Raw genomic sequence first — 24,560 nt, 5'->3', positions numbered from 1 at the left:
TTATTCGAGCACCGGGCTGAGCCAGCGTTCCATTTCAGCTGCAGGCAGCCCTTTACGCTCTGTATAATCTTCGAGCTGATCCTGCTGTATTTTACCTACACCGTAATACTGGCTTTTCGGATTTGAAAAATACCAGCCGCAAACCGAAGACGCCGGGAACATAGCCAGGCTTTCGGTAAGCTGTATCCCTGTGGTTTCGGTAGCATTCAGCAGATCGAATAATTTGTATTTCTCCGTATGATCCGGACAGGCAGGATAACCCGGCGCAGGCCTGATACCCACATATTGTTCTTTGATCAGTTCTTCATTGTTCAGCTGCTCGTCTTTATCATAGCCCCAGTACTCTTTCCGGGTATGCAGGTGCAGCGCTTCTGCAAATGCTTCGGCAAAACGATCGGCCAGGGCCTGCAGCATGATCTTGTTGTAATCATCGTGTGCTGCCTCGAAACGGCGGATATGTTCTTCTATGCCATGCAGGGTAACTGCAAAAGCACCGATATAGTCTTTTTTACCTGCTGCTGCCGGTGCGATAAAGTCTGCAAGTGAAAGGTTCGGCTGCCCCGGCGCTTTCTTGATCTGCTGGCGCAGGAAACAGAGTTTCGTCTCTTGACCATCGTGCTGCACAAACACATCATCGTCTTTGCTGGATGCTTCCCAGAAACCGATGGTTCCTTTTGCAGTCAGCCATTTTTCTGCAATGATCTGATCCAGCAGTTTATTGGCATCCTCATACAATTTAGTGGCCTCCTTTCCTACTACATTATCGGTAAGGATATCGGGGAAATTACCATGCATTTCCCAGGCGATGAAGAATGGCTTCCAGTCGATGAACGGCCTGAGTGACGCGAGGTCATAATCTTCAAACACTTTGGTACCAATGAATGTTGGTACTGTTGGCTCATATTCAGCCCAGTTCACATCTACCTTGTTCTGCAATGCTTCCGCATAAGTCAGGTATTGCTTCACCGGTTTTTTATTGTCGAAATTTTCTTTCAGTTTTTTATACTCTGTGGAAATGCCGGCGAGAAAATCCTCTTTCTGTTCTTTATTCAGCAATGAGCCGGCTACAGTTACGCTTCGCGATGCATCGAGTACGTGTACCACACCATTGTCATATTCAGGTGCGATCTTAACGGAAGTATGGATGCGCGAAGTTGTTGCACCGCCGATCAGCAGGGGTTGGTTCATGCCGCGTCTTTTCATTTCTTTCGCGATATGTACCATTTCGTCCAGCGATGGTGTGATCAGTCCGCTCAGGCCTATGATATCTGCCTTTTCCTTTTCTGCGGTTTCAAGGATCTTATCTGCCGGAACCATCACACCCAGATCAATGATATCATACCCGTTACAGCCCAGCACCACGCCTACAATGTTCTTTCCGATATCGTGTACATCACCCTTCACCGTTGCCAGCAGGATCTTTGCTGCGCCGGCAGTTTCCGTATTTGCTGTGCCCGCAGCAAGATTTGCCTGTTTGCGTGCCTCTTTTTCCGCTTCGATATAAGGAGTCAGGATCGCTACACTTTTCTTCATCACCCTTGCGCTTTTCACTACCTGCGGCAGGAACATTTTACCGGCTCCGAAAAGGTCACCTACTATGTTCATACCGTCCATCAGCGGCCCTTCGATCACATCCAGCGGTTTGGGATATTTCTGACGCGCTTCTTCCGTATCTGCGTCTATATAATCGGTGATGCCGTTTACAAGCGAGTGTGCCAGCCTTTTTTCTACCGGTTCATTACGCCATGCCTCATCTTTCACTTCTACCTTACCCTTCGCCTTTACGGTTTCCGCATGGGCGATCAGTTTATCGGTTGCTTCGTTGTTATCATTATTCCTGTTCAGCAATACATCTTCACAAAGATCGCGCAGGGTCGGTTCTATCTCATCGTACACTACCAGCTGTCCTGCGTTCACGATCCCCATATCCATACCTGCTTTGATGGCATAGAATAAGAAAACGGAGTGAATGGCTTCACGCACATGATCATTTCCCCTGAAGGAGAAAGACACATTGGATACACCACCGCTCACCTTGGTCAGCGGCATCAGTTTTTTGATCTCCCTTGTTGCCTCTATGAAATCTACCGCGTAATTATTGTGTTCTTCAATACCGGTAGCTACCGCAAAAATGTTCGGATCGAAGATGATATCCTGGGGTGCAATGCCTACCTGTTCGGTTAAGATTTTATACGCGCGGTGACAGATCTCTACCTTCCTTTCTTTCGTATCGGCCTGACCAACTTCGTCAAATGCCATTACGATCACTGCCGCACCATATGATTTACAGACAATGGCCTGTTCAATAAATTTTGCCTCGCCTTCCTTTAAAGAGATCGAGTTTACGATACATTTTCCCTGTACACACTTCAGGCCGGCTTCAATGATCTCGAATTTTGAGCTGTCGATCATGATAGGAATACGTGCAATATCGGGCTCACTCTGTAACAGGTTCAGGAAAGTGGTCATTGCTGAAACGCCTTCGAGCAGGGCGTCGTCCATATTCACATCCAGTACCTGTGCACCGCCTTCTACCTGCTGGCGTGCAACAGATAAAGCTTCCTCGTATTTGTTTTCCCTGATCAGGCGCGCAAATTTCTTGGAGCCGGTTACATTGGTACGTTCACCTACGTTTACAAAATTCATCTCCGGACGGATCACGAGTGGTTCCAGTCCTGAAAGACGCAGATATGGCTTGATGGTTATTGCTGAGCTCATGGTTTCGGTGGCTTTACAGCCGGGTTGATACTTAATAAGAAGCCTCCAGTACAGGGAGGGTTCTCGGACTGATATTTTTTACTTCCTGCGCAATATGACGGATATGATCAGGTGTTGTTCCGCAACAGCCGCCAACAATGTTCACAAATCCGCGGCGCGCCCATTCTTCTATAAAATGTGCTGTCTGGTGCGGCTCTTCATCATATTCGCCCATAGCATTCGGCAAACCGGCATTGGGGTAAGCGGATGTGAAACAGGCAGCGATCTGACTAAGTTCTTCAATATGACTTCGCATTTCAGATGCACCCAGCGCACAGTTGAGGCCGATGCTTAACGGGTTGGCATGCATTACCGAGGTATAAAATGCTTCGAGTGTCTGGCCGCTCAGTGTGCGCCCGGAAGCGTCGGTAATGGTTCCGCTGATCATTACCGGTAATTCCGGTTTACCTGTATCACGGAAATATTTTTTCACCGCAAAGATCGCACCCTTGGCGTTGAGTGTATCAAAGATGGTTTCGATGAGGAGAATGTCCACGCCGCCATCTACAAGTCCGGAGATCTGCTCGTAATAAGCGTTCATCACTTCGTCGAAGGTAACTGCACGGAACCCGGGATTGTTTACGTCGGGAGAAAGACTAAGGGTCTTGTTCAGCGGGCCGATGGCACCGGCTACATATTTAGGTGTTGCATCAGGATGTTCTGCCATGAATTCCGCCACTGCCTCTTTTGCGCATCTGGCGGCAGCTACATTCAGCTCGTAAGCGAGCGACTGCATATCGTAATCTGCCATGGCAATGGTAGTGCTGCTGAAGGTATTAGTCTCGATGATATCGGCGCCGGCTTCCAGGTATTGTTTATGGATGCCCCTGATGATCTGGGGTTGCGTAATACAAAGCAGGTCGTTATTTCCTTTCACATCGCAATGCCAGTCTTTGAAACGTTCACCGCGATAGTCCGCCTCTGTCGGTTTATGGCGCTGGATCATGGTTCCCATGGCGCCATCTATCACTAAAATCCTTTTTTCGAGTTCTTTCCTGATATCCATAGTTCACATTTTCGGTTATGCATGCATAACCAGGTTAACTACATGGAATAGAATAAATAAACGTGGAGGGAGCAGAAGAGTTTCCTATACGTTTATTAGTTCTATTGGCCGGAGCCCAGGCTGAACAATAAACAAATCCGCCTGTGTAGAATACAAAGGTAGTTAATTGGTATTACAAAAAAAAGCCCTTCCGGCAGTAAGGAAGGGCTGTGTAATTTATTGACAGATTAGCTTAATCGTATTTACAGCTTACTTCCACATTTACTTTTGAGCTTACGCCTTTTCCATTGATATTATAATCGGCAAGGCTGAGCGGGAAACTGGCTTTCACGGTTACTTTGCCACCGGCTACAATAACATTGCCTGTTACGGTAACGCTTTTTGTAACACCGTGCATGGTCAGGTTGCCTTTAACGGTTGCGGAATACGTGCCGTCTTTTGTAAAATTGATGGCTTTCACATTCGTGATCATACCTGAAAAATCGGCACGCGGGTATGCGGTGGTATTGGCATAATCCTTTCCATTGAAATGGTCCTGCATTTCTGCCAGCTCAAATTTGAAGCCTTTCATCAGTACGCTGAAGGTCATCTGGCCGGTAGCAGTTGTAAGCCTGCTCGTTACCTGGTTATTCACGGCTTTTACATCATCATCTGAAGGCGATGCAAAGCTGATTTTGCCATTGCGTGTGGCCAGAACCTGTGCCTGTACAGCAACGGAGAACAGGCATACGGTCATACATAATAACGCTATTCTTTTCATATAAGTCTTCGGTTTCTGTTTGATTAATTATTTTACCAGTACCCCCTCATTGATCACCACATTGGCGTCGGGAATATAACCGGTGCATATTCCTTTGAATGTGATGGTGTCTCCGGGTTTAATAGCGCCCGGGTTGGTTTTGAAAGTACAGTTGATCAGTACCATCGGGTCGCTGGTTTTGAAATCTACCACTACCTGCCCATCCTGGTTGGTTGTTACTGCCGCTACTTCTCCGCTCAGTTCAATGGCTTTTTCCAGGTATTTTGCATTTGCATCGGCTTCATTGGTTTTAAATGCATCGTACAGCTGCTGGGCCGTTAACAGGATACCTTTTTCCTTGGTCACATCACGATGGGGCTTATTGTAAACATAGTAAGCCACTCCGGCTGCTGCCAGGCCGCCGATCACCACCAGGATCAGTAATATTTTTACCCAATTTTTCATATTCAATATTGATGTTTAAACTGCAATTTAAAATATATCGGGCTTCCGGCCATCAAAACCGTATGTCCGGGTGATATAAAATCGCATTCCGTAAATTACGGTGTAATGGCGGACCGTTAAAATCTTATTTAACGTATTGCTGCACAGGCAGTCTGTTGGCGATGCTGCGTGCCAGGGTCATTTCATCTGCATATTCCAGTTCACCGCCGAAAGCGATACCACGGGCGATGGTTGTGATCCTGCAGGGCAGGTGCGCGATCTTTTTCTGGATATAATAAATGGTAGTATCGCCCTGTATATTCGGGCTCAGGGCAAAAAGCAGTTCTTCCGTTTCTTCCCTTGCGATCCTTTGTACCAGTGATTCGATATTCAGCTGATCCGGACCGATCCCATCCAGCGGCGAGATCACCCCGCCCAGTACATGGTAAGTTCCGTTATACTGCTGTGTGGTTTCCACAGCAATCACATCCCGGATATTTTCTACCACGCAGATCAGCCGCGGATTACGCTGTGAATTGGCGCAGATGGAGCAGATATCACCATCGCTTACATTGCAGCAACGCTGGCAGAACTTGATATCACGCCGCATTCTTGCAATGGTTTCACCGAAATGCTGTACATCATCCACATCCTGTTTGAGCAAATGCAATACCAGCCGCAGTGCGGTCTTTTTGCCCACACCCGGCAGTTTGGCAAACTGCGCCACGGCGTTTTCCAGTAATGATGATGGTAACTGCATGTAGATGACTGCCTTTTCTGAATCGGTTACAAAGATACTTCAACCTCGTTATCCCAGTTGGCCCGGATGGATAATTGTTTGCTCACGAGCTCTACTTTTTCCGGCTGTTTTTTAGTTCTGAAACTGCCCGGGTCCCAGATGCCGTTGCCATTGGTATCATAAAGGATCCGCAATGTATACGCTCCGGGCTTGTACAAACGGCGGTAGAACTCCTTCTGTGTTAACGGATAAGATGCTTCCAGCTTGTCGTTCTGCACAAACTGCAGCACCGGTTTGCGTGCCAGGTCTATATTGGCGAACCGGAGCCGGATGCTTCCGTAATCGGATTCGCGCTGTGTGCTGAACCGTAACGTATCTGCCTTGGCAAGCGTAATTCCCGCTGAATCGGCCACTGCCTGCTGGGCTATCTTCAGACGCAGCGGTGTATTTTCCTTCCAGGCGTAATAAATATGAACGCCGGTGCGTGCCGTATCCAATTCAATACGGTAACCGGTCAATGGCCTGAATAATGTATCCGTGAGCTGGATCGCTGCGCTGTCGAATGTTGCCAGTTTGCGGTTGAACGTCAGCTGCAGATGGCCGAGCAGATCCTGCTGCCCGCCTTCGAGGCTATGGCTGTAGCGGAGGCGTTTATCCTCTTTTTCTTTTTCCTTGTCCTTATTACCTGTTGCCTTGTTGGTTGTATTCGCACTCGCTTTTATCTCTCTTTTAAATTCCTGGTATGCATAAAATGTGTCGCTTGTCCCAGCCCTGGTATTCACCTGGTGATCGAGAAATGCGAATATTTTTGTACTGTCGTCGTAACGGCGCAGGAAATCATCGGGAACCACATACGCCGCAAAGTTTCCGGCCGGCAGGTTATGGAACATGAAGTCTCCTTTGCCGGTAACCCGCGCATAATAGCGCGGGCGCAGTTTCCGGACCGCCGAATCTGCCAGGTTATTGTGCAGCACTACGATCAGCGTACTGTCGATCGTGCCGCTTTCGGCCATTACCACTCTTCCGCGGTATGTATTGGTATCAATGGTTTTGCCGGTTGAGAATACGTAGCTGAAACCGCGTGCAATATTATTTTCATTTACATCGCGGATGGCATCTCCGAAATCGACGCGGTAAGTGGTATTCTGGTCCAGCGTATCGCGGAAACGGATGGTAAGGTTGCGGAGACGCGCATCCACTATTGGTGCGTTTTTCGTTGTAGGCGATACGATCATGTTTTTGGCTACTTCCTGGAGCGGGCCGATATATTCATCAAACGTAAGCACGATCATTTTGGTGGTGGTGCTCATATTTACAGATGAATCCCGCGGCGTTGCCATGTAGAGCCGGGGTGGCAGACTATCACGCGGTCCGCCGCCGGGTGGTATGATGTTGGCGCAGGATACCAGCATACCCGTCAGCAATACAAATAAAAGGGCCTGGCAGACCAGGCTGTATGATAGGATCGTTTTTTTCATCAGCGCTGCAAACTTAGCTGGTTTGGGCGGATTGTTCATGGATGCGGTTCTCAAAATCCTGTTAATCGTCGGTTTCTTCCCCGTCCGACAGGTCGTGCAGTGCCACGGCCAGGTCATTCGTTTTCACAAAACCACACCAATGGCAGTCTTCCTTACCGCAGCCGGTATAGAACTGGCGGGCCTGGATCTTTTCCCAGGCTTCGGTGAGCTGTTGGGTTACCGTAGTGGTATCGGCCGGGGTGATCGTGATCTTTTCCTTGCGGTACTGCTTTTTATTGTCGGGTTCAATAAAATCGAACTCGGTGCTGACCACTCGCCAGTCTTTCTGGTCGTAATGATCGATCAGCAGTTTATAAAATACAGCCTGGCGCCAGTAATCGCCGCCATCCGGATTTTTATCGTGCGGTGGTTTCAGTTTGTCTTTTGCTTTATCGGGATCGCCGGTCTTGTAATCCACAACATTCACTTCTTTGCCGTTGAATTCCAGCTTGTCGAGCTTACCCTTCAGCGGAACGCCGTTCACCACTACATTACGGATAGAACGTTCTACCACTACAATGCGGTTCCAGGTGTTTACATAGGTATCGTAATAATTGCGGAGTACATCATGTCCGTATTCTATCCGCCTGTCGAACTGTTCGCGGGTAAAGCTTTCACGGTGCCTGTGCATATACCACTCAAAATCGCTGATGAGTTCTTCTGCCGGCGGGAATGCATCGCGTTCGCGCATTTTCTCGAACAGTTTCTGCAAGGCATCATGGATGGCCGAACCGAATTCCGTGGCTTCCGATTTACCAGAAGGCACACGCACCAGGCTCTGGAAATAAAACTGCAGCGGGCATTTCAGGTAGTTGTTCAGCGCAGTTACGTTCATCACAAACTTATCCAGCAGGCGGGTAACGAATTCTTCTTCTGCATGGTCGATTTCCGGTGCAAGTGAGGCCGTCAGCTCCAGCATGGCAAAGAGCGCTTCCGTTTCCGTATCGATGATGATCTTTTCAACCGGCATATGATACGCTTCGCGAAGTTCGGCCAGGAACATAGACGGCTCCAGCTCTTTCCCGTCTGCGCGGAAACGGCTGTAAGATATATAGAGGTGTTGCTCTGCCCTTGTCAGTGCTACATAGAAAAGCCGGCGCAACTCCTCATCGTCTTTCTGTGCCGGCTGTGATGAGAACATGGTATCCGGCAGTGAATAGCCTCCGCCCGGTTTACGTTTTTTCTCCCAGCTGGCAGCATTACAGCCGGCGATGAACACATATTCAAACTCCAGTCCCTTGGAACCATGGGCAGTCATCAGGTTCACACCCGTATCCATACCGCTTACCTGCACCAGGGGCAGGCGTATGTCTTCTTTTTCCATCAGCATGATGATGTTCACCAGTTGTTCTAATGTGAGTAAGGGATTACGGTGTGTTTCATCTTTGATAAAATCGAAGAAAGCTGTCAGGACCTGCAACTGCCAGTGTTTATCAGGTTGCTGCATTACATAACGAAGCACTCCTGCTTCGCGGATGATATTTTCGAACAGGTGCTGCAGGGTTACATTCGGCACATCAGCTATTAATTTTTCGAGTGCTGCGCTGGCTTCTTTGAGACCGGTCGCCGGACCGGTGCTGAAAAGGTCTGCCGGCGGCCTGTTCGCTTTTTCATAAAGCAGTCTGCGGATCGAGGTTTTCCCTTCACCGAATTTTTTATCGGCAACTTCCACGCTGAGTTTGGCTATTTCTATCGGCGCAATACCAAACCAGTTGAAATGAAGTATCTCAAACAGCATTTCATCACCGCCATACGGGATATCGTGCTCGGCTGCCAGGTATTTGAAAAGCAGGATAAGCTTCTGCGCCATCGGCAGGTCGAAAAGATTCAGGCTGCGCTTGCTGTAAACGGGAATATTTTTCTGTTTGAAATAACGCGTCAGTTCTTCACCGTATTTATTTTCCTTATAGATCACACCGATCTTTCCCGGCGCTATGCCCTGCTGCAGCAGGCGTTCTGCGGCCAGAGTAATGCCGATCATTTCCTGGCGCATGGTGCTATATTCCTGTATCAGCGGCGGATGTGTGAGTTGATTGATGCCCGTATTGGATGACAATAATGCCTTTGACAAACCCGGTATCTTGTTTACCAGGCGTTCATTATTACGGTCGATCAGGCTTTTCGACACATCCAGTATCGGTTGTATGGAACGGTAATTATTGGTGAGCACTACGGTCATCAGGTCCTGCTGGTAACGGTGTGCAAAATCGAGCATATTCTCTACGTTGGCTCCCTGGAAACGATAGATACTCTGGTCATCATCGCCCACTACAAAAATGTTCGGCTTGTCCCAGAAGCTGATCAGCAGTTCTACCAGCCGGTTCTGTGTTCCGCTTGTATCCTGGTATTCATCAACAAGGATATACTGGAATTGTTCCTGGTACTTTGACAAGAGATAGGGGTCTTCGCTGAACGCGCGGATCACCCAGTTGATCATGTCATCGAAATCGTAGCGGTTCCGTTTGCGCATCAGCTCCTGGAATCGGTTGAACTCATTCACTGCAGCACGCAGTTTTTCCATGCGCTCTGTTTCTTCTGCTATTTTGTTTTGCTTCAGGTCGCCGGCCTTGAATTGCCTGTAGGCTTTTTTATAAATGAATTCGTCTCTGGTGGGCAGTTCGGCCAGGTAAGTATCGATTGCCGTATTGATCTGTTCCGGCGTCCAGCCCTCCCTTTTCATGGTGCTGAATAAAGAGCGCAGGTTACTGATCTCGAAATACACATCTCCGCGGTAACGTTTGAGCGGGTGATTTTTAGGAAAACTGTCGATCAGGTTTTTAAACAGTTCTATGCTTTCCAGTTCAGATATGGCATCCAGCGATGTTTTTTCAAACAGGGAAAGATTTTCCTGGATGATATCGTTGCAGAAAGCATGGAACGTATAGATATTCACTTTATACGCATCGGGGCCAATAAACCCCTGTAATCTTTTGCGCATGGCAACCACACCGGCATCGGTATAGGTAAGGCAGAGAATATTGGACGGTAAAGCATCCGTATCCATCAGGATCCGGCCGATGCGTGCACCCAGGATCTGGGTTTTACCCGTACCGGGACCTGCGATCACCATCACCGGCCCTTCTATCGTATCTACGGCCTTTCGCTGCTGTTCGTTCAGTGACTCATAGATTTTCCGGAATTGCTCTGCCTGTTGTGCTGTTGCTGACATATTGTAAAGATAATCATCCGGGCCAGTACCTGCGATACGGTTAACCGCATGAACTTTTTGGTGCGAATATTGTTATTTAAGGAAAGCAGTTATATGTCCCGGACCTATTCCTTCAAGCAGGTGCAGATCCTGCCGGTAACCCCCGCCGTTGCCTGGCAGTTCTTCAGCGATCCGGCTAACCTGGCGCGCATTACACCACCCGACCTGGGTTTCCGGGTGATCAGCCTTTATCATGGAAACCATATCTATCCCGGCCAGCTGATCGAGTACAAGGTAAGTCCGGTAGCGGGGATCAGCTTTTACTGGATGACCGAGATCACACATGTAAAAGAACTGGAATATTTTGTGGACGAGCAACGCTACGGCCCTTACAGCCTCTGGCATCACCAGCATCATTTCAGGGAAGTACCCCAGGGTGTTGAGATGACGGATATTGTTCATTACCGCATCCCTTTTTCCTTCCTGGGCGATATAGCCAATAGCCTTTTCGTTAAACGCAGGCTGCAGCATATTTTCGAATACCGCCGTAAAATCACGGAAACGATATTTCAGTGATTGGCATTACAGCCTTTAATTTTGCATATGCCTGCAGAAATACAACCCTGGGAAAACCTGGATGCGAAAGCGCTTGTCGAATACGTAAACAACCTGGTAACATCTGATTTTCCCGCATTGCTCAATCTCCTGTACCGGCTCGATGTAAGCGAGCACAAGCTGAAGGACATGCTTGCCCAGCATCCAAGCGAAGATGCAGGCCGCATCATTGCCGCACTCATCATCGAAAGGCAGCAGCAGAAACTGCAATCCAGGGCGGCCTTCCGCAAAAATGAAAATGACATTCCCGAAGAAGACCGCTGGTGATATTATTCGCCGATCAGTTTGTCGATCGTTTTAAAACTATACCCGTTCTTTTTCAGGTAGCTGATCAGTTCATCCAGTTTGTTGTATAATTTATCTGTGCGCCGCGGATCTGTTCCTGCGTGGATCAGCAGCACCATGCCATTCAGCTTGCCGGGCCTTGTTTCATTGATGCGTTTGATATTATTAAGGATCGTTTCCGAGCTTTTGTAACTGTTGCCCATTTCCGGATAGGTATAATCTGCATTACTGGTTGTGCCCGGTGTAAAGCAGAACAGGCGGATGCCGCTCTCATTGCTCCATTTTGCCACAGCATCATTCCACCATTCGTATGGCGGTATGAAATAACGGTAAGATGCATCCGGTATTCCTGCAGCACGCATGGCATCCAGGTTTTTATTGAGATCATGAATATAAGTGCTCCTGGTAATGAGCAGGCTGTCGCGTTTGGTCCAGTCGCAGTACAACAGGTGATCGTTGGAATGCGGCCCCATATAATGTCCTTCACGGTACAATTGCCTTATCGGCTCGCGGAAAGAAGATGTATTGTAAAAACGGCCTGTCAGGAAGAAGGAACCTTTAACTGCCTGTTTATTCATGGTATTGATGATCGTTGACAAGCCATCCCCGAATTCATCACCCGTAAATACCAGTGCAATTTCTCTGCGTGTAGAATCGCCCCGGATCACCGCGCCGTGTGAACGGACCATATTCGTATTCAATGGTGCCGTAGCCGCCGGTTTCAATGCCTGTTTCTTTTTCGCATCCGCTTCTTTTGCTGCCAGCAGGTAAATAAGCGAAGCCGTGCCATCCATGGTAGGTTCATTGGTACTGTAATCACCGTAGTCATCATGATACACTGCCAGGTCGCTCTGGAAAGGCGCATAGCTGTCTTCACGTGTGAGCCTGATTCCGATCAGCCCGTTGTAAATGGCAGTGTAAACAGGACCGTCTACCAGGCCGCCATCTATCGGATATTGTTTCAGATGCGTAAATGCAGAATGCGGATCAACAGGAGTATCGCCCCATGAAGGCAGGCCGTACACCATGCTGGTTCCCCATGGATTACAGCCGAAAAGCCAGTCGATATTGGCCTGCTCCAGTGCGGTGTAACGTGTATCACCGGTCAGTTCGCGGTACCAGAAACATTGCGTAGCGAAAGAAACAGTAAGATTATTGCTGCACCAGATAAAAGGAATGGCGCGGTAAAATGCGTTGGTAGTTGCTTTCGCCCACACTTTCTCGATCCCGGTTTTATAATACGCGATCACGGTATCTCTCTGTTTGCCTTTCAGCTGCCTGGCGAGTTCGTAATGGCCGACATTTACAAACGGATACCACTGGTAATGCTTCGCGGTATCTGTACCCAGCCAGGGGGTTAAAGGTTCCTGCTGCGCATAATTGTATGCCATGCCGGTAAGTTGCCCGCTGTTAAAATTTTGTTTTATACCCAGTGTTTTACCTGCCGAAGCCATCGCTGCTGCACCCAGTTCCATATCATCCTGCCAGTTGTCTTCTGCATAGATATAGGGCGACAATACCGATGCAGTTTGCGCAACGCCCGGTTTTTCTATTCCCGCTTTCAGCGCGGCATCTGCTTTTGTAAGCAGCATTTTAGCATAGGCAGGATCTTTTTTAGCATAGAGTTCTGCGGCCAGTGCAAATGAACTGGCGAATTTTCCTGCAGTAGAAGCCACACCTGTTGTTGCGTTCATGAATTTACCCCTTACCTGCGGTTTGCCGGTTACGAAATACAGCGGGCGTTCGATCCCGCGGCCATAGTAATTGGTGTCTTCTTTAGGGATCCGCATCATTTTATGATCCCTGTCATCACCCAGCTGGTTGAACATCCAGCCTTCTTTCGGGTTCATTTTATTCAGCCAGTCGAGCCCCCATTTCGCTTCATCCAGCACATCTGCCACACCGTTCTTTCCATCCAGTCCGTTCCATGTCTTTGTATCGCCGAACACACCCGGGAAATCCCTGTATGCCGCGAGGAGATGGTAAGTTGCATTGGCAGATGTTGTTGTATACTGGAGGTAATCGCTCGCATCGTGCCAGCCACCGGTTGCGTCTACGTAAGTACTGTCTTTCATGGGGCCGTATAAAGTATAACCATCGCGTGTATGACAGCTGTCTTTCAGGAACGGATTGTAACCGCTGCGCTGCTGGCGCATATAGCGCAGGCAGAAATCGGCGGAGCCTTTATATACATCATCACCGATAGTAAATTCAGGCGATTCCGCTTTGCCGGCTCTCAGGAAATAGCGGCCCGGTTTAACAAATGAAGAAAAATCAAGCCTGTGGCTCTGCAGGAACGGACCATACGCACCGAATGCGCGTCCGGCACTGCCTTTATAGGCAACCTGTTTAGTTGATGCGTCTACCAGTTCAAACACATCGATCGGCGCGGTCTGCTTGCTGCACCATACAGCAGCTTTGATACCCTGGGTAGTATAACCCAGCTGGTTGATCCGAATCCAGGAAGAAGCTGTTTCATTACCTGAACGGAAAGCAAGAACGATGGCCAGCGCAACAACGCAGGGCAGTAAACGGAGAGCATATTTCATGGCGTAATTGTTAGGGTTGCTAAAGATAGTGGATGAGGCAAAACTATCCGCCTCATGTTTTTATGTTATTTTCGCCCCCAAACATCCATTCAAATGAAGCTTGTCAGTTATATGAACGAAGGCCGTGACCAGCTGGCTTTCCTGCACGATGATTATTTATTCGACTGCGACCTGGTTCACCCGGAACTGCCTAACAGCATGAATATGTTCCTGCATTACTGGGACGATATGTTCCCCATCGCACAGGAAGTAAATAAAGCGATCGTTGACGGCCGCATCGGCAAACAGCGTGGAGTTGCACTTGCTTCCATGCGATTACTGGCACCTGTGCCCTTCCCTAATTCATGCCGGGATGGTTATGCATTCAGACAACATGTGGCAGCGGCAAGAAGGAACCGTAAGGTAGATATGATCCCTGAATTTGACCAGTATCCTATTTTCTATTTTACCAATAATCATAGTATACAGGGCCCCGGCGATATCCGTTGCATGCCCGATCATTTTGAAAAACTCGATTTTGAACTGGAAGCAGCCATCGTGGTATGCAAACAGGGAAGAAATATCAGGGCTGAAGATGCGGACAAACACATTGCAGGACTGATGATCATGAACGACATGAGTGCCCGAAGACTGCAGATGGAAGAAATGCTGCTGAACCTTGGTCCTGCCAAAGGCAAGGATTTTTCAACCGTGATCGGCCCCTGCCTGGTAACGCTGGATGAACTGGAACCATTTGAAGTGCCCTGCAAGGAAGGACATACCGGCAAAGCCTGGAACCTGGAAATGAAATGTCGTGTGAACGGTGTGCAGGTGAGCCTGGGGAATCTTGCAGATATGGACTGGACCTTTGCAGAGATCCTGGAGCGTTGTGCTTATGGCGTGGATATTTACCCTGGTGATGTGATCGGCAGCGGAACCGTAGGCACCGGTTGTTTCCTGGAACTGAACGGAACCGGCAAACTCAACGATCCGGCTTACCAGGAGCAATGGCTGCAGCCGGGCGATGTGGTGGAAATGGAAATAGATGGTCTCGGAACACTTACCAATACGATCGTGAAGGAAGATTCGGATTTTTCTATTCTTGCGAGAAAAAAATAGCACGTGTAATTCAGAAAGAACGGATACTATGCAAATAAGACGATATATTATTTCTGGTATCCATCAAACTACAAAAAGAAGAAGAACTATTGAGCTTTCTGCTCTTTCTGACGAGGAAGCAAGCCTTAACGCCATAAGCCAAGGCTTAATTGAACCTATTGAAATATCAGTAAAGCCACCTGAGCCACCGAGTGTTGCTCAAATAAAATATGCAACTGACTTAGGGGCTAAAATTCCTTTAAATGCAAATAAACAAGACCTCAGTGCTATTATACAAAAAAAACTGGATAGTGATTCTGACCCATGTCAAGAATTAATAGACTATGCAAATCATTATAAACTGATTTTTTCAGACTACATTGGCAACCGGGCGTTATATGATCTCATTTTTGAAAGCTTATCAATTAATAATAAGGCAGCCTTTTTTATATTTTCAGTCTACCGTTGGTTAACTGATGACAGACAAGCAAATCTTGAAATTCATCCTCAAAAACCAATCTTTTTCGGCTTTGCAGCCGAAGTTGTTCAAGATGAAAAAATAATTCGCTCAATAAATCGATATTCGGGTGCCGACATTCGTTTTTTTGGAAAAATAAATCAGACTAATGGGCGCGAAGTAATTGGGGGAAGTACTAATACAATAGCTTATAAAGCAGCTTGTGATTATCTTGAAGCAGCACTTAAAATAGCGACCAGCAAAAAAAATCAAACGTTTAAAAATCCCCCGACCACAGATAATGAAGAAAATTATGGTTTATCAAAAAACAAAGGTTGTTTTGGAATTATTTTAGCTATTCTATCCCTAGCACTAATGGGAATAATACTCTAACGATGAAGACAATAAAGAACTATGCAACATGAAGAACTATAATTACAACATTTAACACTTTGCCATATCAAAATACAGCCTCGATTAATAGTTAGGCAAGGTAAGTTTATCGAATATAAATGTTTAGTAAAGCAGCGACAAATCCTCTTCCTGCAATAAAATATCTTTCTGTCCCGCCTGCAATTTCCGCCCCGCATTTACCGCCTGTTGCACGATCTCATACGTTGAATGAGAAAGCTCCAGTTGTTTTGAAGGAATAGCCGCCAGCCATTGCAAAACATCATAATGAAAAGATGCAGTGATCTGATCCACCACTTTTACATTGAATTCTTTCAGCGCCGCTGCGTTGCATAATTGTTCGTACTGGCCACGTATCGGTAAGACCAGCAGGCGTTTACCAAGATATAAAGCTTCGGCTGGCGTTTCAAAACCTGCGCCTGTGATCACGCCGTGCGAACGGATCAGGCTTTTGGTGAATCCCTCGTTGCTTACAGGATAGAGGGTGATATTGCCGTGTACCTGCGGTGCGCTTACTTTTTTGGAGAATATTTCAAAGCGCATGTCCTTCACACGGGATAAAGCAGCCATCACCACTTCATCACTGTAGTGAGAAAGATAAACGGTGATATGTCCGTCGTCTGCCGCATCCGCTTGCAGGATATCTTCCTTGATCACCGGTGAGAAAATAAAATTGTCATAGTTCCTGAAATGCAGGCCTACATAATCCGTGGCAGTGGCATATTGTTTCAGCACCAGTTCTCCCATCAGGTCTTTTTTGTCAGCGCGCGGTGTTGCATTGCTTCTGAAACTGGCCTGGTGCCCAAATCCGATGCTCGGTACTTTTTTCAGCCGGCAGGCGAGCGATGTGATGCTTTCAAAATCGTTCAGTACGAGGTCGTATTTTTCAACCGGTAACTGACGTGCCTCCTTCCACACCCTTGAAAGGCTGCATTCCTTCCACATGCGGAGGTAGTCCAGCCCGCCGGTATTACCATAAAATAAACTCAGTCCTTTACTGCGATAAGCGATCGGGAGATCGGGCTGAAGGTGACTGTTGCTCCCGCTCAGGAACACATCCACCTTACCATACTGGGAAAGATAGGGCATCAGTTCCATCGCCCTGCTGATATGGCCGTTGCCTGTTGCCTGGACCGAATAAAGTATTTTCATGATTTTACTGCTAAAGAGTGAAGGAATAAAGCGACCTCGTCCGTTACCACGTTCAGTTCCGGCAGCTTTTTACCCATGGTTACCACCGGTGCTTTAGCCGCAGCGAACTGTTTTTCATCGTAGTGATAGATCTTCCATTCGTTGTGTTCGTATTCGAGTGCCGTAAGGTTCTCGATCCAGTCGCCGCTGTTGAGGTAGACCACTTTACCATCCTTGGTTTCCACTTCCCTTTTCTGGGGCTGGTGGATATGGCCACAGATCACGTAATCATATTTTTTTTCGATGGCGAGTTCAGCTGCGGTCTGTTCAAAATCACCGATCCATGCAACCGCTTTCTTAACGCTGTTCTTCACTTTTTTGCTGAAGCTCATTTTCTCGCGGCCCATGGCTTTGAGACACCAGTTGATAAAACTGTTGATGAGAATGAGCAGGTCGTAACCATGACCGCCCAGTTTGGCCAGGAGTTTGGCGCTACCTTTTGTGGTGGCATCGAATACATCTCCGTGGAAGATCCAGGTCATTTTACCATTGATCTCCATCACCACTTTGTCTGTGAGCTGGAAATTACCCATGGTCATATCGCTGTAGCGCCTGAGCACTTCATCGTGATTACCGGTAATATAAATAACACGGGTGCCTTTGCTCAACAGGTTCATGATCTCTTTGATCACCTGCATATGTGCGATGGGAAAATAGCGTTTGTTGAACTGCCAGATATCGATGATATCACCGTTAAGAACGAGGATCTGCGGGTGAATACTTTTCAGGTAGTTGACAATCTCCTGCGCATGGCAGCCATAAGTGCCCAGGTGCAGGTCACTCATTACAACAACATCAACCGAACGTCTTTCCATATAACATGGGGTTTAGCAAAACTCCCGATAGCATATGAAGCCAACGTTACCGTGCCGTTAAGTTAGTGTGACGTACTTGTGAAGGAATTGTTAGGGGTCGATGTTAAAGATCGCCCAATTGGGGGCGAAGGATGATCTCTTCCATTACCGCCATCGGTGAAAGACCGGCCGCGGCATGGATCATTTTTGCCACATCTGCTGCTTCCATGATACGTTTGGGGTCTATATCGAAGCCGTCCCAGCTCCCGCTCATGGTAGCGCCAGGGTGAACGGCCGTAACCTTAATACCATGAGGCTTCATTTCTTCCCGGAGGTTTTTTGTAAAACCGTTCAGCGCAAATTTGCTGATGCTGTAGCTGCCGCCATTGGTATAGGCCTGCAGTGCGGCTATCGAACAGATATTGAATACATGACCCGAACCGGCGGCCATCATCGGCTTGATCAACTGACGGGTAAGGTGGTAAGCGCTGTATAAATTGGTTTGGATCATGTCTTCCAGCACGCCCTCTTCTTCTTCACTCACATTGCCGGGCAGGAAACGACCGGCATTGTTCACCAGGATATCGGGGCTTCCGTAACTGAGGCACCAGTTTGCAAAAGCCAGGATCTCTTCCTTTACAGACATATCGGCCGGCTGCGCCTTGATCTCCGCCTGCGGGAAACGTTTCTGCAGTTCACTGACCGCATCGTATAATTTCTTTGCGTTTCTGCTGCAAAGCAATAACCGGTGCCCGTCCGCCGCGAATGCCGCTGCTACCGCAAAGCCGATACCCTGCGATGCGCCTGTGATAATTACGTTCATGATACAAAGTTACTCCGGAGAAACCGGATTTTATCTTTTCAGATAAATCCCTGCATCCTAACTTTACCACATGAAATACCGGCATCTTTTCTTCGACCTGGACCATACATTGTGGGATTTTGAAACCAATGCCCGGGAAACCCTCCAGTCTCTTTTTCACAGCAACGACCTCGGCAGCAGGGGTATTGCTGATTTCAACGAATTCTTTGAACGCTACAGTTATCACAATGAAAGATTGTGGGACCGTTATACCAAAGGCTTCATCAAACAGGATGAACTGCGCTGGAAAAGAATGTGGCTGTCGCTCCTCGATTTTAAAATTGCAGATGAACCGCTTTCGCGTAACATGGCGGTGGCCTTCCTGGAAGCGCTGCCATCGCGCAGAAATCTTTTTCCGTATACGATCGAGATCCTGACTTACCTGAAAACAAAATCGTACCAGATGCACCTTGTTACCAATGGTTTTGAAACGGTGCAACTCAGCAAGCTTACCCATTCCGGGTTATTGCCCTTCTTCGGCGAAGTGATCACATCTGAAGGCAGCAACAGTCTTAAGCCCAACAAAGACATTTTCGATTATGCCATTCAGAAAACCGGCGCCAGCATTAACGAAAGTATTATGATCGGCGATAACCTGGATGCAGATATACAGGGTGGTATCAATGCAGGCATGGATACTATTTTCGTGAATCATCTCAATATCAAGCCGCATATCAAAGCCACTTATGAGATCAGGCATTTGAAGGAGCTTGAGCAGATATTCTAAAGACCCTTGCGTTACTTATTCGGAATCCCATGCTGTTTTCCAGGACTTAAACACAGAAGGGCGAATAAAATAACGTGCAAAATTCCCTTCATGCAAGCTTAATAATTCTGTATCGATCGTTTCAATAAATTTTGAACGATCCTTTTCAGGAATTACTTGTGAATCTGCTTCTATTCTCCTGATAGCTTCCGCACGTGATAGCCCTCCGGAAATAATATCTGAGATCAGTTTTCTAATTTCATCTCTGTATTGCATTCGGAATGTATCTGGCTCGCCCAGGGATTGCCGTAAAGCCGCATAACGTAACGCCGACCTTTCGTAGGCCCATATAAAGACATCTTTTAATAGTTCTATCTGGTTCAATTCATAAACTCCGAGAATACCCTGCAGATACACCTCTTCCGGAACATCAACAAATGCCAAAGGTGCCAGGTTCCTGTTATTTAAAGGAATATTCATCGCTAATCTGGATACTCGTTTATTGACGTCGTCAAAAGGTTGCAGATACGGCAGATGTACCATAATAAAAAAAGCCTTTTCAAACGGATCATTAATCTGTTGTGCTTTTGTAAGCATCATTTCAAAAAACTCTTCTATTTGTTGAGGGATTGATAATGGCGTGTACACTGAATTTGTAATCCCCACACCAAAATTTCGCAAACGTCCCGAAGCAGCAGGATCGGCCAAAAGGTTATTGGAGAGGAGTGCATGCAAACTTGTGATTGTATAGCGATTAAATCCTATTTCATCTGATGACTGAACAATAAATTCAATAGCATCTTTATGGTTCAGAATCATCTGAGCATCAGCGGCAGATTTGTTGTCAGCGCTATGACCTTGAGAGATCAACCGTTGCGTGTCCAGCAAGCTATATGTGTTCCCTTCGAGACGGCTGGAATTCCAGGAAAGGTCTATTAATAATCTTTGCAAAATCTCTTTTGCATAAGTACCAGCGGGTTGGTCAAGACTAGCTGTTTTACCGAATTCCAGAAGTATTTTCCTTTCCCCTGCAGAAAGATAACTGTCTACATTAGGTTGATAGGATTTTAGAAAATTTAAGTTATACCCTACAGGCTTTCTTTTTTGAATGGGTTGGGAAACAAGATGTCTGATTCTTTTCCCTTTTTCTGAAAGAGGAAGCGGTTCTTTTTCGGATTCCTGCTTTTGATCTTTTAAAGTAATAGGTTCTTTGGCGAGATAATACAAGAGAGAACGTCCTTTGCCAGAAGTAACAATAATTCCATTAGCCTGCAATTTTGAAAGTCGCCGTTGAAGCGTCCGTAGCTCTAAAGTAATTTCAAGTGCAGCCTTAATCTCTTCAACAGATGCGCCTTTTTCAAATTGTTGAAGGGCCGACTGTATTTTCTCAAACTCTTCGATTATCGTATTTTTTTTCATCTTAAAAGCTTTTCGCGACAAAAAATACCTTTTTCGCGACAAAAATAATCAAAAACTGTCGCGAAAAGCTTTTTCGCGACAGTTTTTCGGCTTTTAGAAAACTCCTATATCCCCCGCCAGCAACACCTGCCAGGCTTCCTGCACCAATCCTTTATCGAGCAGTTTTGCGGCATAACGATGCAGTTCCTGTTCCATTTCGGCAGGACTTACAGAATAGTACTGTATTATATTTTTCAGTTGTTCATCTTCAAAAGCTGGATCAACCACCGGCATTGCGTGCACATTGGCCAGCATGCCGAGATGATTGCCGCATAAAAAACTACTGTTACGGATTCCCTGGGGCAATGCATCGATGCCGATACCGAGCTGGGTATTGGGTTTGGGAACTTTAAAGAGACTATGTTCGTCTACGCGGCAGTACCAGTCGCCACCGAGGCGCGCTACATGCTGCATTTTCAGCTGGTCAATTTTACCATCGGCATCAAGGATGTTATCGTCCACGTGCATGCACAATACTTCAGCGATCACCAGCTGGCCTGCCCCACCGGATTCGCCGAGACTTTTGATCTCCAGGACCCGGCACTCCATTTTGATCTTCGATTCTTTTACCATCGGCGGCCTGACCATGGTGGCAGACTCTTTGGTAAAACCTGCTTTTTCAAACTCATCCACACCGCGCGGAAATTCGCAGCTGGCGAGGCTTACCTGCTGCACCATATCGTAATCGACCATATTGATCACGCATTCTTTTACTTCGTGCAGGTTCTCCAGTGTATGTTTGGTGGTATTATCGCGTACGCGGCGTGCCGGTGAAAAGATCACCACCGGCGGTGCGGAAGAAAAGAGGTTGAAAAAGCTGAACGGGCTCAGGTTCACCTGGCCGTTTGCATCGATGGTACTGGCAAAGCAGATCGGGCGCGGGGCTATGGCATACTGCAGCCATTGCTGTCTTTCCACTACCGTTAATTCCGCAAGTTGAATAGTAGGCATGCAATATCAGTTCTGGTAAACAGGTAAAATAAGGGCGCGATTAATTCCAGCTGGCCAGTACGGTAACACCGCCTTTCACCACCTGGTTCAGCTGCACGTCTACTTTGGTGCCAACCGGCAGCAGGATATCGACACGGCTGCCGAATTTGATGAAGCCGTATTCATCCGTCTGCTTCACCTGCTGACCAACCGTAGTATAGTTACAGATCCTTTTGGCGAGTGCACCGGCGATCTGTTTGTACAGGATCGCACCATGCTGGTTATTCACCACTACACTCCATCTTTCATTTTCGGTAGAGGATTTCGGATGCCAGGCCACCAGGTATTTACCTGCATGGTATTTATTGTAGATCACTTCGCCGCTCATGGGGTTGCGGTTCACGTGCACGTTGGCCGGGCTCATGAAAATGCTCACCTGGATGCGGCGGTCTTTAAAATATTCAACGTCGGTAATTTCTTCGATCACTACTACTTTACCATCGGCAGGACAAATGATCTTGCTATCGTCGATGGTCAGTTGCCTGTTCGGAATACGGAAGAAGGAAATGATGAAAAGCAGTAATCCCAGCGTAAGCAGAAAGATCACGATAGCCAGCCAGGGTATGCTGGCGCTCAGGAATGTAAATGAGGCTACGTTCAGTAAGCCGAAAATGAGCGCTGAAATACCGATGCTCTTGTATCCTTCTCTATGTATGGTCATTGCAGTGGGATTGAACTGCAAATGTATAAGGATTGGGTGAAACTACCGCTCTATCAGGCCACCAGTTTCATCAGCAGCCATACAAACGGCGTAGCCAGTAACAGCGAATCGAAACGGTCGAGGAAACCACCATGACCCGGCATGATGCTGCCACTGTCTTTTACGCCCGCCATTCTTTTCAGCTTGCTTTCCAGCAGGTCGCCGAGGGTTCCCATTACGGCGCAGATGGCCGAGATCATCAGCAGCAGTTTGGTATCGTAACCATATATAAAATGGCCTGCACAAGCCACCGCGATCACTGCCAGTATTGCACCGCCTGCCGTTCCTTCCCAGGTTTTCTTGGGTGAAATAGGAGAAAATGGTGTTTTACCGATGAACGAACCCACGATATAAGCCATGGTATCGTTGATCCAGATCGATGCAATGATGATCACCGGAAGCATCCAGCCAACAAGATCGAAATGCACCGACATGGCCACGCCGCGCAGATCCAGCATCAGTCCCCAGCTGAGTGAGATATAAATCAGTCCGAAAAAAGTATGGGCGATCAGTTTGGGTTGCAAGCCTTTTTTAAACGCCACTTCTGCCGCCAGGAAAAGGATCGATGCCACGAAGAAGATCAAACGGCCCACTTCATGCAGTACAATGCCACCGGTGTTGAAAGTATCGTCCGTCATCCACAACATAAAACCCCAGCCGGCTACCATGCTGCTGTAACGATGCAGCGCTGAAATCTCCGCGTAAGCGGGGTCTATCAATCCTACAAGCTTGTGGTATTCTGTCCAGCAACCGAAGTGGATCACCGAGAACAGCAGCAGAAAGCTCCATTGGTTCCAGAGCAGTCCGGCCAGCATGATCACAACAAAGATAATGGCGGTCAGCGCCCGGGTTTTGAATGTCTGGAAGTTAAAAGCCATGAAAAGTGGTTTTGCAGCCACGAAGATAAAGCCCGGATCAATTCAGGAGGCTGCTATTCATGAGCTGCTGTGCGGTAGCCAGCAAATGGCCGGGTACATATACTTCTATAATGCCGAACATCGGATAGCTGCTGTCCTGCTTGTTCAGCACCTGTACCGGGATCTCATTTTCCTCCAGCATGCCTTTCAGGATATTGGCCTGCGCATAATTACCGGTTGCATATACTTTTTTCCAGGGGTCCATTATAAGCGGGTATTTTCTGTAAGGGTTAACTGCTCCGAGGTTTTGCGGAATGGCCGCATCAGCAGTATGAATGCGATCAGGCCAACAATGCCCAGCCATACCGGCGAATTTTCATCCATGGCCTTATCGATCGGTTTGCCTTTGCTGCTCAGCAGGTAGAGCTGCGTCACCACCATGGCATTGTTCAGGAAATGCAGTAAAATACTCAACCAGATATTACGGCTGTAAAAGAATACAAGCCCGAGTACCAGGCCCAGCCACATCCGCGGCAGGAACCCGAAATAAGAAAAGTGGATGGCGCTGAAGAGGATGCTGGTGATCACAATAGCAAGCAGCGGACGTTTTGTCCAGTCCGTCAGGATCTGCTGCAGGCTGCCCCTGAACAGCGTTTCTTCAAAAATGGCAGGAGCCAGCGCCATGACGATCAAAGCGATCAGGTAATCCCAGATCGTTTTCATCTGCGCCAGGGCCAGGATGGTCTTTTTGTACAATTCTTCCATCTGGCGCGCTTTCACCAGCCAGCTTTCGGGCAGAGGCAGCTGTTCGTTCACAGTGCCCAGTGCACCGCTCACCACAACGGCCGCACAGGTAATGAACAAAAGCAGCCCGATCTGCCGCAGGTTCATTTTGGTATTGAAACCCAGGCGTTTAAATGGTTTTGAACCGCTGATCCGCGCTACCACCAGGGCAGGAATGAAAAAAGCCATGAAAGCGGCGAGCGTGTTCACCAGTCCTGAAAGCCGGGCAAATTCCGGGCGGTTCATCGCTTCAGGAACCTGTAAAAAAGGAACGTTAGCCTGGCTGCTCACGATGAACAGGGCCAGGAAGGAACCGATGACCATGCCTATTCCCGCCAGGGCCAATAACAAAACAAACTGTGAAGGATAGTTGATCCGGGGGTGTTGATTCATGCGGTTGACAAATAAGAACGTAAATTTGCAGCCACAATATACAGGAAAGAATAAATCCGCCCCTGTTGAAATATGACAGGCG

The 24,560-nt window shown here is 47.6% G+C and carries 22 protein-coding genes; 5 read left to right on the top strand and 17 right to left on the bottom strand.

Going from position 1 to position 24,560, the window contains the following annotated elements; genetic code table 11:
• The 7 genes from metH to B5D42_RS00305 form a co-directional block, all read right to left on the bottom strand.
• Nucleotides 1-2,718, bottom strand: coding sequence for a methionine synthase (metH, locus tag B5D42_RS00330; protein ID WP_176112859.1), 2,718 nt, complete (start codon nucleotides 2,716-2,718; stop codon nucleotides 1-3).
• Between the two features lie 31 nt (nucleotides 2,719-2,749).
• Nucleotides 2,750-3,763 carry a homocysteine S-methyltransferase family protein gene (locus B5D42_RS17810; RefSeq protein WP_176112858.1) on the bottom strand — a complete coding sequence of 338 codons (1,014 nt, stop codon included), beginning with the start codon at nucleotides 3,761-3,763 and terminating at the stop codon, nucleotides 2,750-2,752.
• 232 nt (nucleotides 3,764-3,995) lie between these two features.
• Nucleotides 3,996-4,523 (bottom strand): YceI family protein, encoded by a 528-nt coding sequence (locus tag B5D42_RS00325; RefSeq protein ID WP_078829432.1) that lies wholly within the window; start codon nucleotides 4,521-4,523, stop codon nucleotides 3,996-3,998.
• A gap of 27 nt (nucleotides 4,524-4,550) precedes the next feature.
• The gene (locus B5D42_RS00320; protein ID WP_078829431.1) at nucleotides 4,551-4,967 is read right to left on the bottom strand and encodes an OB-fold protein; all 417 of its coding nucleotides are present in this window, start codon (nucleotides 4,965-4,967) and stop codon (nucleotides 4,551-4,553) included.
• 124 nt (nucleotides 4,968-5,091) lie between these two features.
• Complete coding sequence (recR, locus tag B5D42_RS00315) at nucleotides 5,092-5,706, bottom strand: recombination mediator RecR (protein ID WP_078829430.1); 615 nt, start codon at nucleotides 5,704-5,706, stop codon at nucleotides 5,092-5,094.
• A gap of 26 nt (nucleotides 5,707-5,732) precedes the next feature.
• Entirely contained in the window at nucleotides 5,733-7,202 is a 1,470-nt protein-coding gene (locus tag B5D42_RS00310; RefSeq protein ID WP_176112857.1) for an Ig-like domain-containing domain, read from the bottom strand.
• Between the two features lie 22 nt (nucleotides 7,203-7,224).
• On the bottom strand, nucleotides 7,225-10,371 hold the full coding sequence (locus B5D42_RS00305; protein WP_078829428.1) for an ATP-dependent helicase: 3,147 nt from the start codon (nucleotides 10,369-10,371) through the stop codon (nucleotides 7,225-7,227).
• A gap of 93 nt (nucleotides 10,372-10,464) precedes the next feature.
• Here B5D42_RS00305 and B5D42_RS00300 point away from each other — a divergent pair, with 93 nt between their 5' ends.
• Together B5D42_RS00300 and B5D42_RS00295 are read left to right on the top strand one after the other, a co-directional pair.
• Nucleotides 10,465-10,926, top strand: coding sequence for an SRPBCC family protein (locus B5D42_RS00300; RefSeq protein ID WP_078829427.1), 462 nt, complete (start codon nucleotides 10,465-10,467; stop codon nucleotides 10,924-10,926).
• Nucleotides 10,927-10,953: 27 nt separating this feature from the next.
• Nucleotides 10,954-11,232, top strand: coding sequence for a hypothetical protein (locus B5D42_RS00295; RefSeq protein ID WP_139366925.1), 279 nt, complete (start codon nucleotides 10,954-10,956; stop codon nucleotides 11,230-11,232).
• A 2-nt stretch (nucleotides 11,233-11,234) separates the two neighbouring features.
• Here the strand turns inward: B5D42_RS00295 and B5D42_RS00290 are convergent, their stop codons facing one another.
• Nucleotides 11,235-13,799, bottom strand: coding sequence for a bifunctional glycoside hydrolase family 9 protein/polysaccharide deacetylase (locus B5D42_RS00290; protein ID WP_078829425.1), 2,565 nt, complete (start codon nucleotides 13,797-13,799; stop codon nucleotides 11,235-11,237).
• A gap of 93 nt (nucleotides 13,800-13,892) precedes the next feature.
• On the opposite strand from B5D42_RS00290, the gene B5D42_RS00285 reads away from it, so the two are divergent.
• A complete protein-coding gene (locus tag B5D42_RS00285) occupies nucleotides 13,893-14,897 on the top strand; it encodes a fumarylacetoacetate hydrolase family protein (protein WP_078829424.1) in 1,005 nt (334 codons plus the stop codon).
• A gap of 28 nt (nucleotides 14,898-14,925) precedes the next feature.
• The gene (locus B5D42_RS00280) at nucleotides 14,926-15,726 is read left to right on the top strand and encodes a hypothetical protein (RefSeq protein ID WP_078829423.1); all 801 of its coding nucleotides are present in this window, start codon (nucleotides 14,926-14,928) and stop codon (nucleotides 15,724-15,726) included.
• Between the two features lie 123 nt (nucleotides 15,727-15,849).
• Here B5D42_RS00280 and B5D42_RS00275 read toward each other — a convergent pair whose 3' ends face one another.
• The 3 genes from B5D42_RS00275 to B5D42_RS00265 form a co-directional block, all read right to left on the bottom strand.
• Nucleotides 15,850-16,896, bottom strand: coding sequence for a glycosyltransferase family protein (locus B5D42_RS00275; RefSeq protein WP_078829422.1), 1,047 nt, complete (start codon nucleotides 16,894-16,896; stop codon nucleotides 15,850-15,852).
• Nucleotides 16,893-17,750, bottom strand: coding sequence for a UDP-2,3-diacylglucosamine diphosphatase (locus B5D42_RS00270; protein WP_078829421.1), 858 nt, complete (start codon nucleotides 17,748-17,750; stop codon nucleotides 16,893-16,895). The genes B5D42_RS00275 and B5D42_RS00270 overlap by 4 nt, the downstream gene beginning before the upstream one ends.
• A gap of 103 nt (nucleotides 17,751-17,853) precedes the next feature.
• A complete protein-coding gene (locus tag B5D42_RS00265; RefSeq protein ID WP_078829420.1) occupies nucleotides 17,854-18,552 on the bottom strand; it encodes an SDR family NAD(P)-dependent oxidoreductase in 699 nt (232 codons plus the stop codon).
• Nucleotides 18,553-18,622: 70 nt separating this feature from the next.
• On the opposite strand from B5D42_RS00265, the gene B5D42_RS00260 reads away from it, so the two are divergent.
• Nucleotides 18,623-19,318, top strand: a complete 696-nt coding sequence (locus B5D42_RS00260) for a YjjG family noncanonical pyrimidine nucleotidase (protein ID WP_078829419.1) — start codon at nucleotides 18,623-18,625, stop codon at nucleotides 19,316-19,318.
• Nucleotides 19,319-19,333: 15 nt separating this feature from the next.
• Here the strand turns inward: B5D42_RS00260 and B5D42_RS00255 are convergent, their stop codons facing one another.
• The 6 genes from B5D42_RS00255 to B5D42_RS00230 form a co-directional block, all read right to left on the bottom strand.
• Nucleotides 19,334-20,716 carry a Fic family protein gene (locus tag B5D42_RS00255; protein ID WP_078829418.1) on the bottom strand — a complete coding sequence of 461 codons (1,383 nt, stop codon included), beginning with the start codon at nucleotides 20,714-20,716 and terminating at the stop codon, nucleotides 19,334-19,336.
• A 93-nt stretch (nucleotides 20,717-20,809) separates the two neighbouring features.
• Complete coding sequence (locus B5D42_RS00250) at nucleotides 20,810-21,706, bottom strand: flavin reductase family protein (protein WP_078829417.1); 897 nt, start codon at nucleotides 21,704-21,706, stop codon at nucleotides 20,810-20,812.
• Between the two features lie 40 nt (nucleotides 21,707-21,746).
• The gene (locus B5D42_RS00245; protein WP_078829416.1) at nucleotides 21,747-22,406 is read right to left on the bottom strand and encodes a phosphatidylserine decarboxylase family protein; all 660 of its coding nucleotides are present in this window, start codon (nucleotides 22,404-22,406) and stop codon (nucleotides 21,747-21,749) included.
• Nucleotides 22,407-22,459: 53 nt separating this feature from the next.
• Nucleotides 22,460-23,323, bottom strand: a complete 864-nt coding sequence (locus tag B5D42_RS00240) for a phosphatidate cytidylyltransferase (RefSeq protein ID WP_078829415.1) — start codon at nucleotides 23,321-23,323, stop codon at nucleotides 22,460-22,462.
• A gap of 37 nt (nucleotides 23,324-23,360) precedes the next feature.
• The gene (locus tag B5D42_RS00235; RefSeq protein ID WP_078829414.1) at nucleotides 23,361-23,567 is read right to left on the bottom strand and encodes a putative signal transducing protein; all 207 of its coding nucleotides are present in this window, start codon (nucleotides 23,565-23,567) and stop codon (nucleotides 23,361-23,363) included.
• Nucleotides 23,567-24,478 (bottom strand): CPBP family intramembrane glutamic endopeptidase, encoded by a 912-nt coding sequence (locus tag B5D42_RS00230; RefSeq protein ID WP_176112856.1) that lies wholly within the window; start codon nucleotides 24,476-24,478, stop codon nucleotides 23,567-23,569. The genes B5D42_RS00235 and B5D42_RS00230 overlap by 1 nt, the downstream gene beginning before the upstream one ends.
• Between the last annotated feature and the right edge of the window lie 82 nt (nucleotides 24,479-24,560).

It is taken from the genome of Sediminibacterium ginsengisoli (assembly GCF_900167075.1).
Taxonomy (GTDB): domain Bacteria; phylum Bacteroidota; class Bacteroidia; order Chitinophagales; family Chitinophagaceae; genus Sediminibacterium; species Sediminibacterium ginsengisoli.
This window is presented reverse-complemented; position numbering and strand designations above follow the sequence as displayed.

Coding starts and splice junctions, on each gene's coding strand:
- metH (WP_176112859.1), bottom strand. CDS start 2,718: ATGAGCTCAGCAATAACCATCAAGCCATATCTGCGTCTTTCAGGACTG.
- B5D42_RS17810 (WP_176112858.1), bottom strand. CDS start 3,763: ATGGATATCAGGAAAGAACTCGAAAAAAGGATTTTAGTGATAGATGGC.
- B5D42_RS00325 (WP_078829432.1), bottom strand. CDS start 4,523: ATGAAAAGAATAGCGTTATTATGTATGACCGTATGCCTGTTCTCCGTT.
- B5D42_RS00320 (WP_078829431.1), bottom strand. CDS start 4,967: ATGAAAAATTGGGTAAAAATATTACTGATCCTGGTGGTGATCGGCGGC.
- recR (WP_078829430.1), bottom strand. CDS start 5,706: ATGCAGTTACCATCATCATTACTGGAAAACGCCGTGGCGCAGTTTGCC.
- B5D42_RS00310 (WP_176112857.1), bottom strand. CDS start 7,202: ATGAACAATCCGCCCAAACCAGCTAAGTTTGCAGCGCTGATGAAAAAA.
- B5D42_RS00305 (WP_078829428.1), bottom strand. CDS start 10,371: ATGTCAGCAACAGCACAACAGGCAGAGCAATTCCGGAAAATCTATGAG.
- B5D42_RS00300 (WP_078829427.1), top strand. CDS start 10,465: ATGTCCCGGACCTATTCCTTCAAGCAGGTGCAGATCCTGCCGGTAACC.
- B5D42_RS00295 (WP_139366925.1), top strand. CDS start 10,954: ATGCCTGCAGAAATACAACCCTGGGAAAACCTGGATGCGAAAGCGCTT.
- B5D42_RS00290 (WP_078829425.1), bottom strand. CDS start 13,799: ATGAAATATGCTCTCCGTTTACTGCCCTGCGTTGTTGCGCTGGCCATC.
- B5D42_RS00285 (WP_078829424.1), top strand. CDS start 13,893: ATGAAGCTTGTCAGTTATATGAACGAAGGCCGTGACCAGCTGGCTTTC.
- B5D42_RS00280 (WP_078829423.1), top strand. CDS start 14,926: ATGCAAATAAGACGATATATTATTTCTGGTATCCATCAAACTACAAAA.
- B5D42_RS00275 (WP_078829422.1), bottom strand. CDS start 16,896: ATGAAAATACTTTATTCGGTCCAGGCAACAGGCAACGGCCATATCAGC.
- B5D42_RS00270 (WP_078829421.1), bottom strand. CDS start 17,750: ATGGAAAGACGTTCGGTTGATGTTGTTGTAATGAGTGACCTGCACCTG.
- B5D42_RS00265 (WP_078829420.1), bottom strand. CDS start 18,552: ATGAACGTAATTATCACAGGCGCATCGCAGGGTATCGGCTTTGCGGTA.
- B5D42_RS00260 (WP_078829419.1), top strand. CDS start 18,623: ATGAAATACCGGCATCTTTTCTTCGACCTGGACCATACATTGTGGGAT.
- B5D42_RS00255 (WP_078829418.1), bottom strand. CDS start 20,716: ATGAAAAAAAATACGATAATCGAAGAGTTTGAGAAAATACAGTCGGCC.
- B5D42_RS00250 (WP_078829417.1), bottom strand. CDS start 21,706: ATGCCTACTATTCAACTTGCGGAATTAACGGTAGTGGAAAGACAGCAA.
- B5D42_RS00245 (WP_078829416.1), bottom strand. CDS start 22,406: ATGACCATACATAGAGAAGGATACAAGAGCATCGGTATTTCAGCGCTC.
- B5D42_RS00240 (WP_078829415.1), bottom strand. CDS start 23,323: ATGGCTTTTAACTTCCAGACATTCAAAACCCGGGCGCTGACCGCCATT.
- B5D42_RS00235 (WP_078829414.1), bottom strand. CDS start 23,567: ATGGACCCCTGGAAAAAAGTATATGCAACCGGTAATTATGCGCAGGCC.
- B5D42_RS00230 (WP_176112856.1), bottom strand. CDS start 24,478: ATGAATCAACACCCCCGGATCAACTATCCTTCACAGTTTGTTTTGTTA.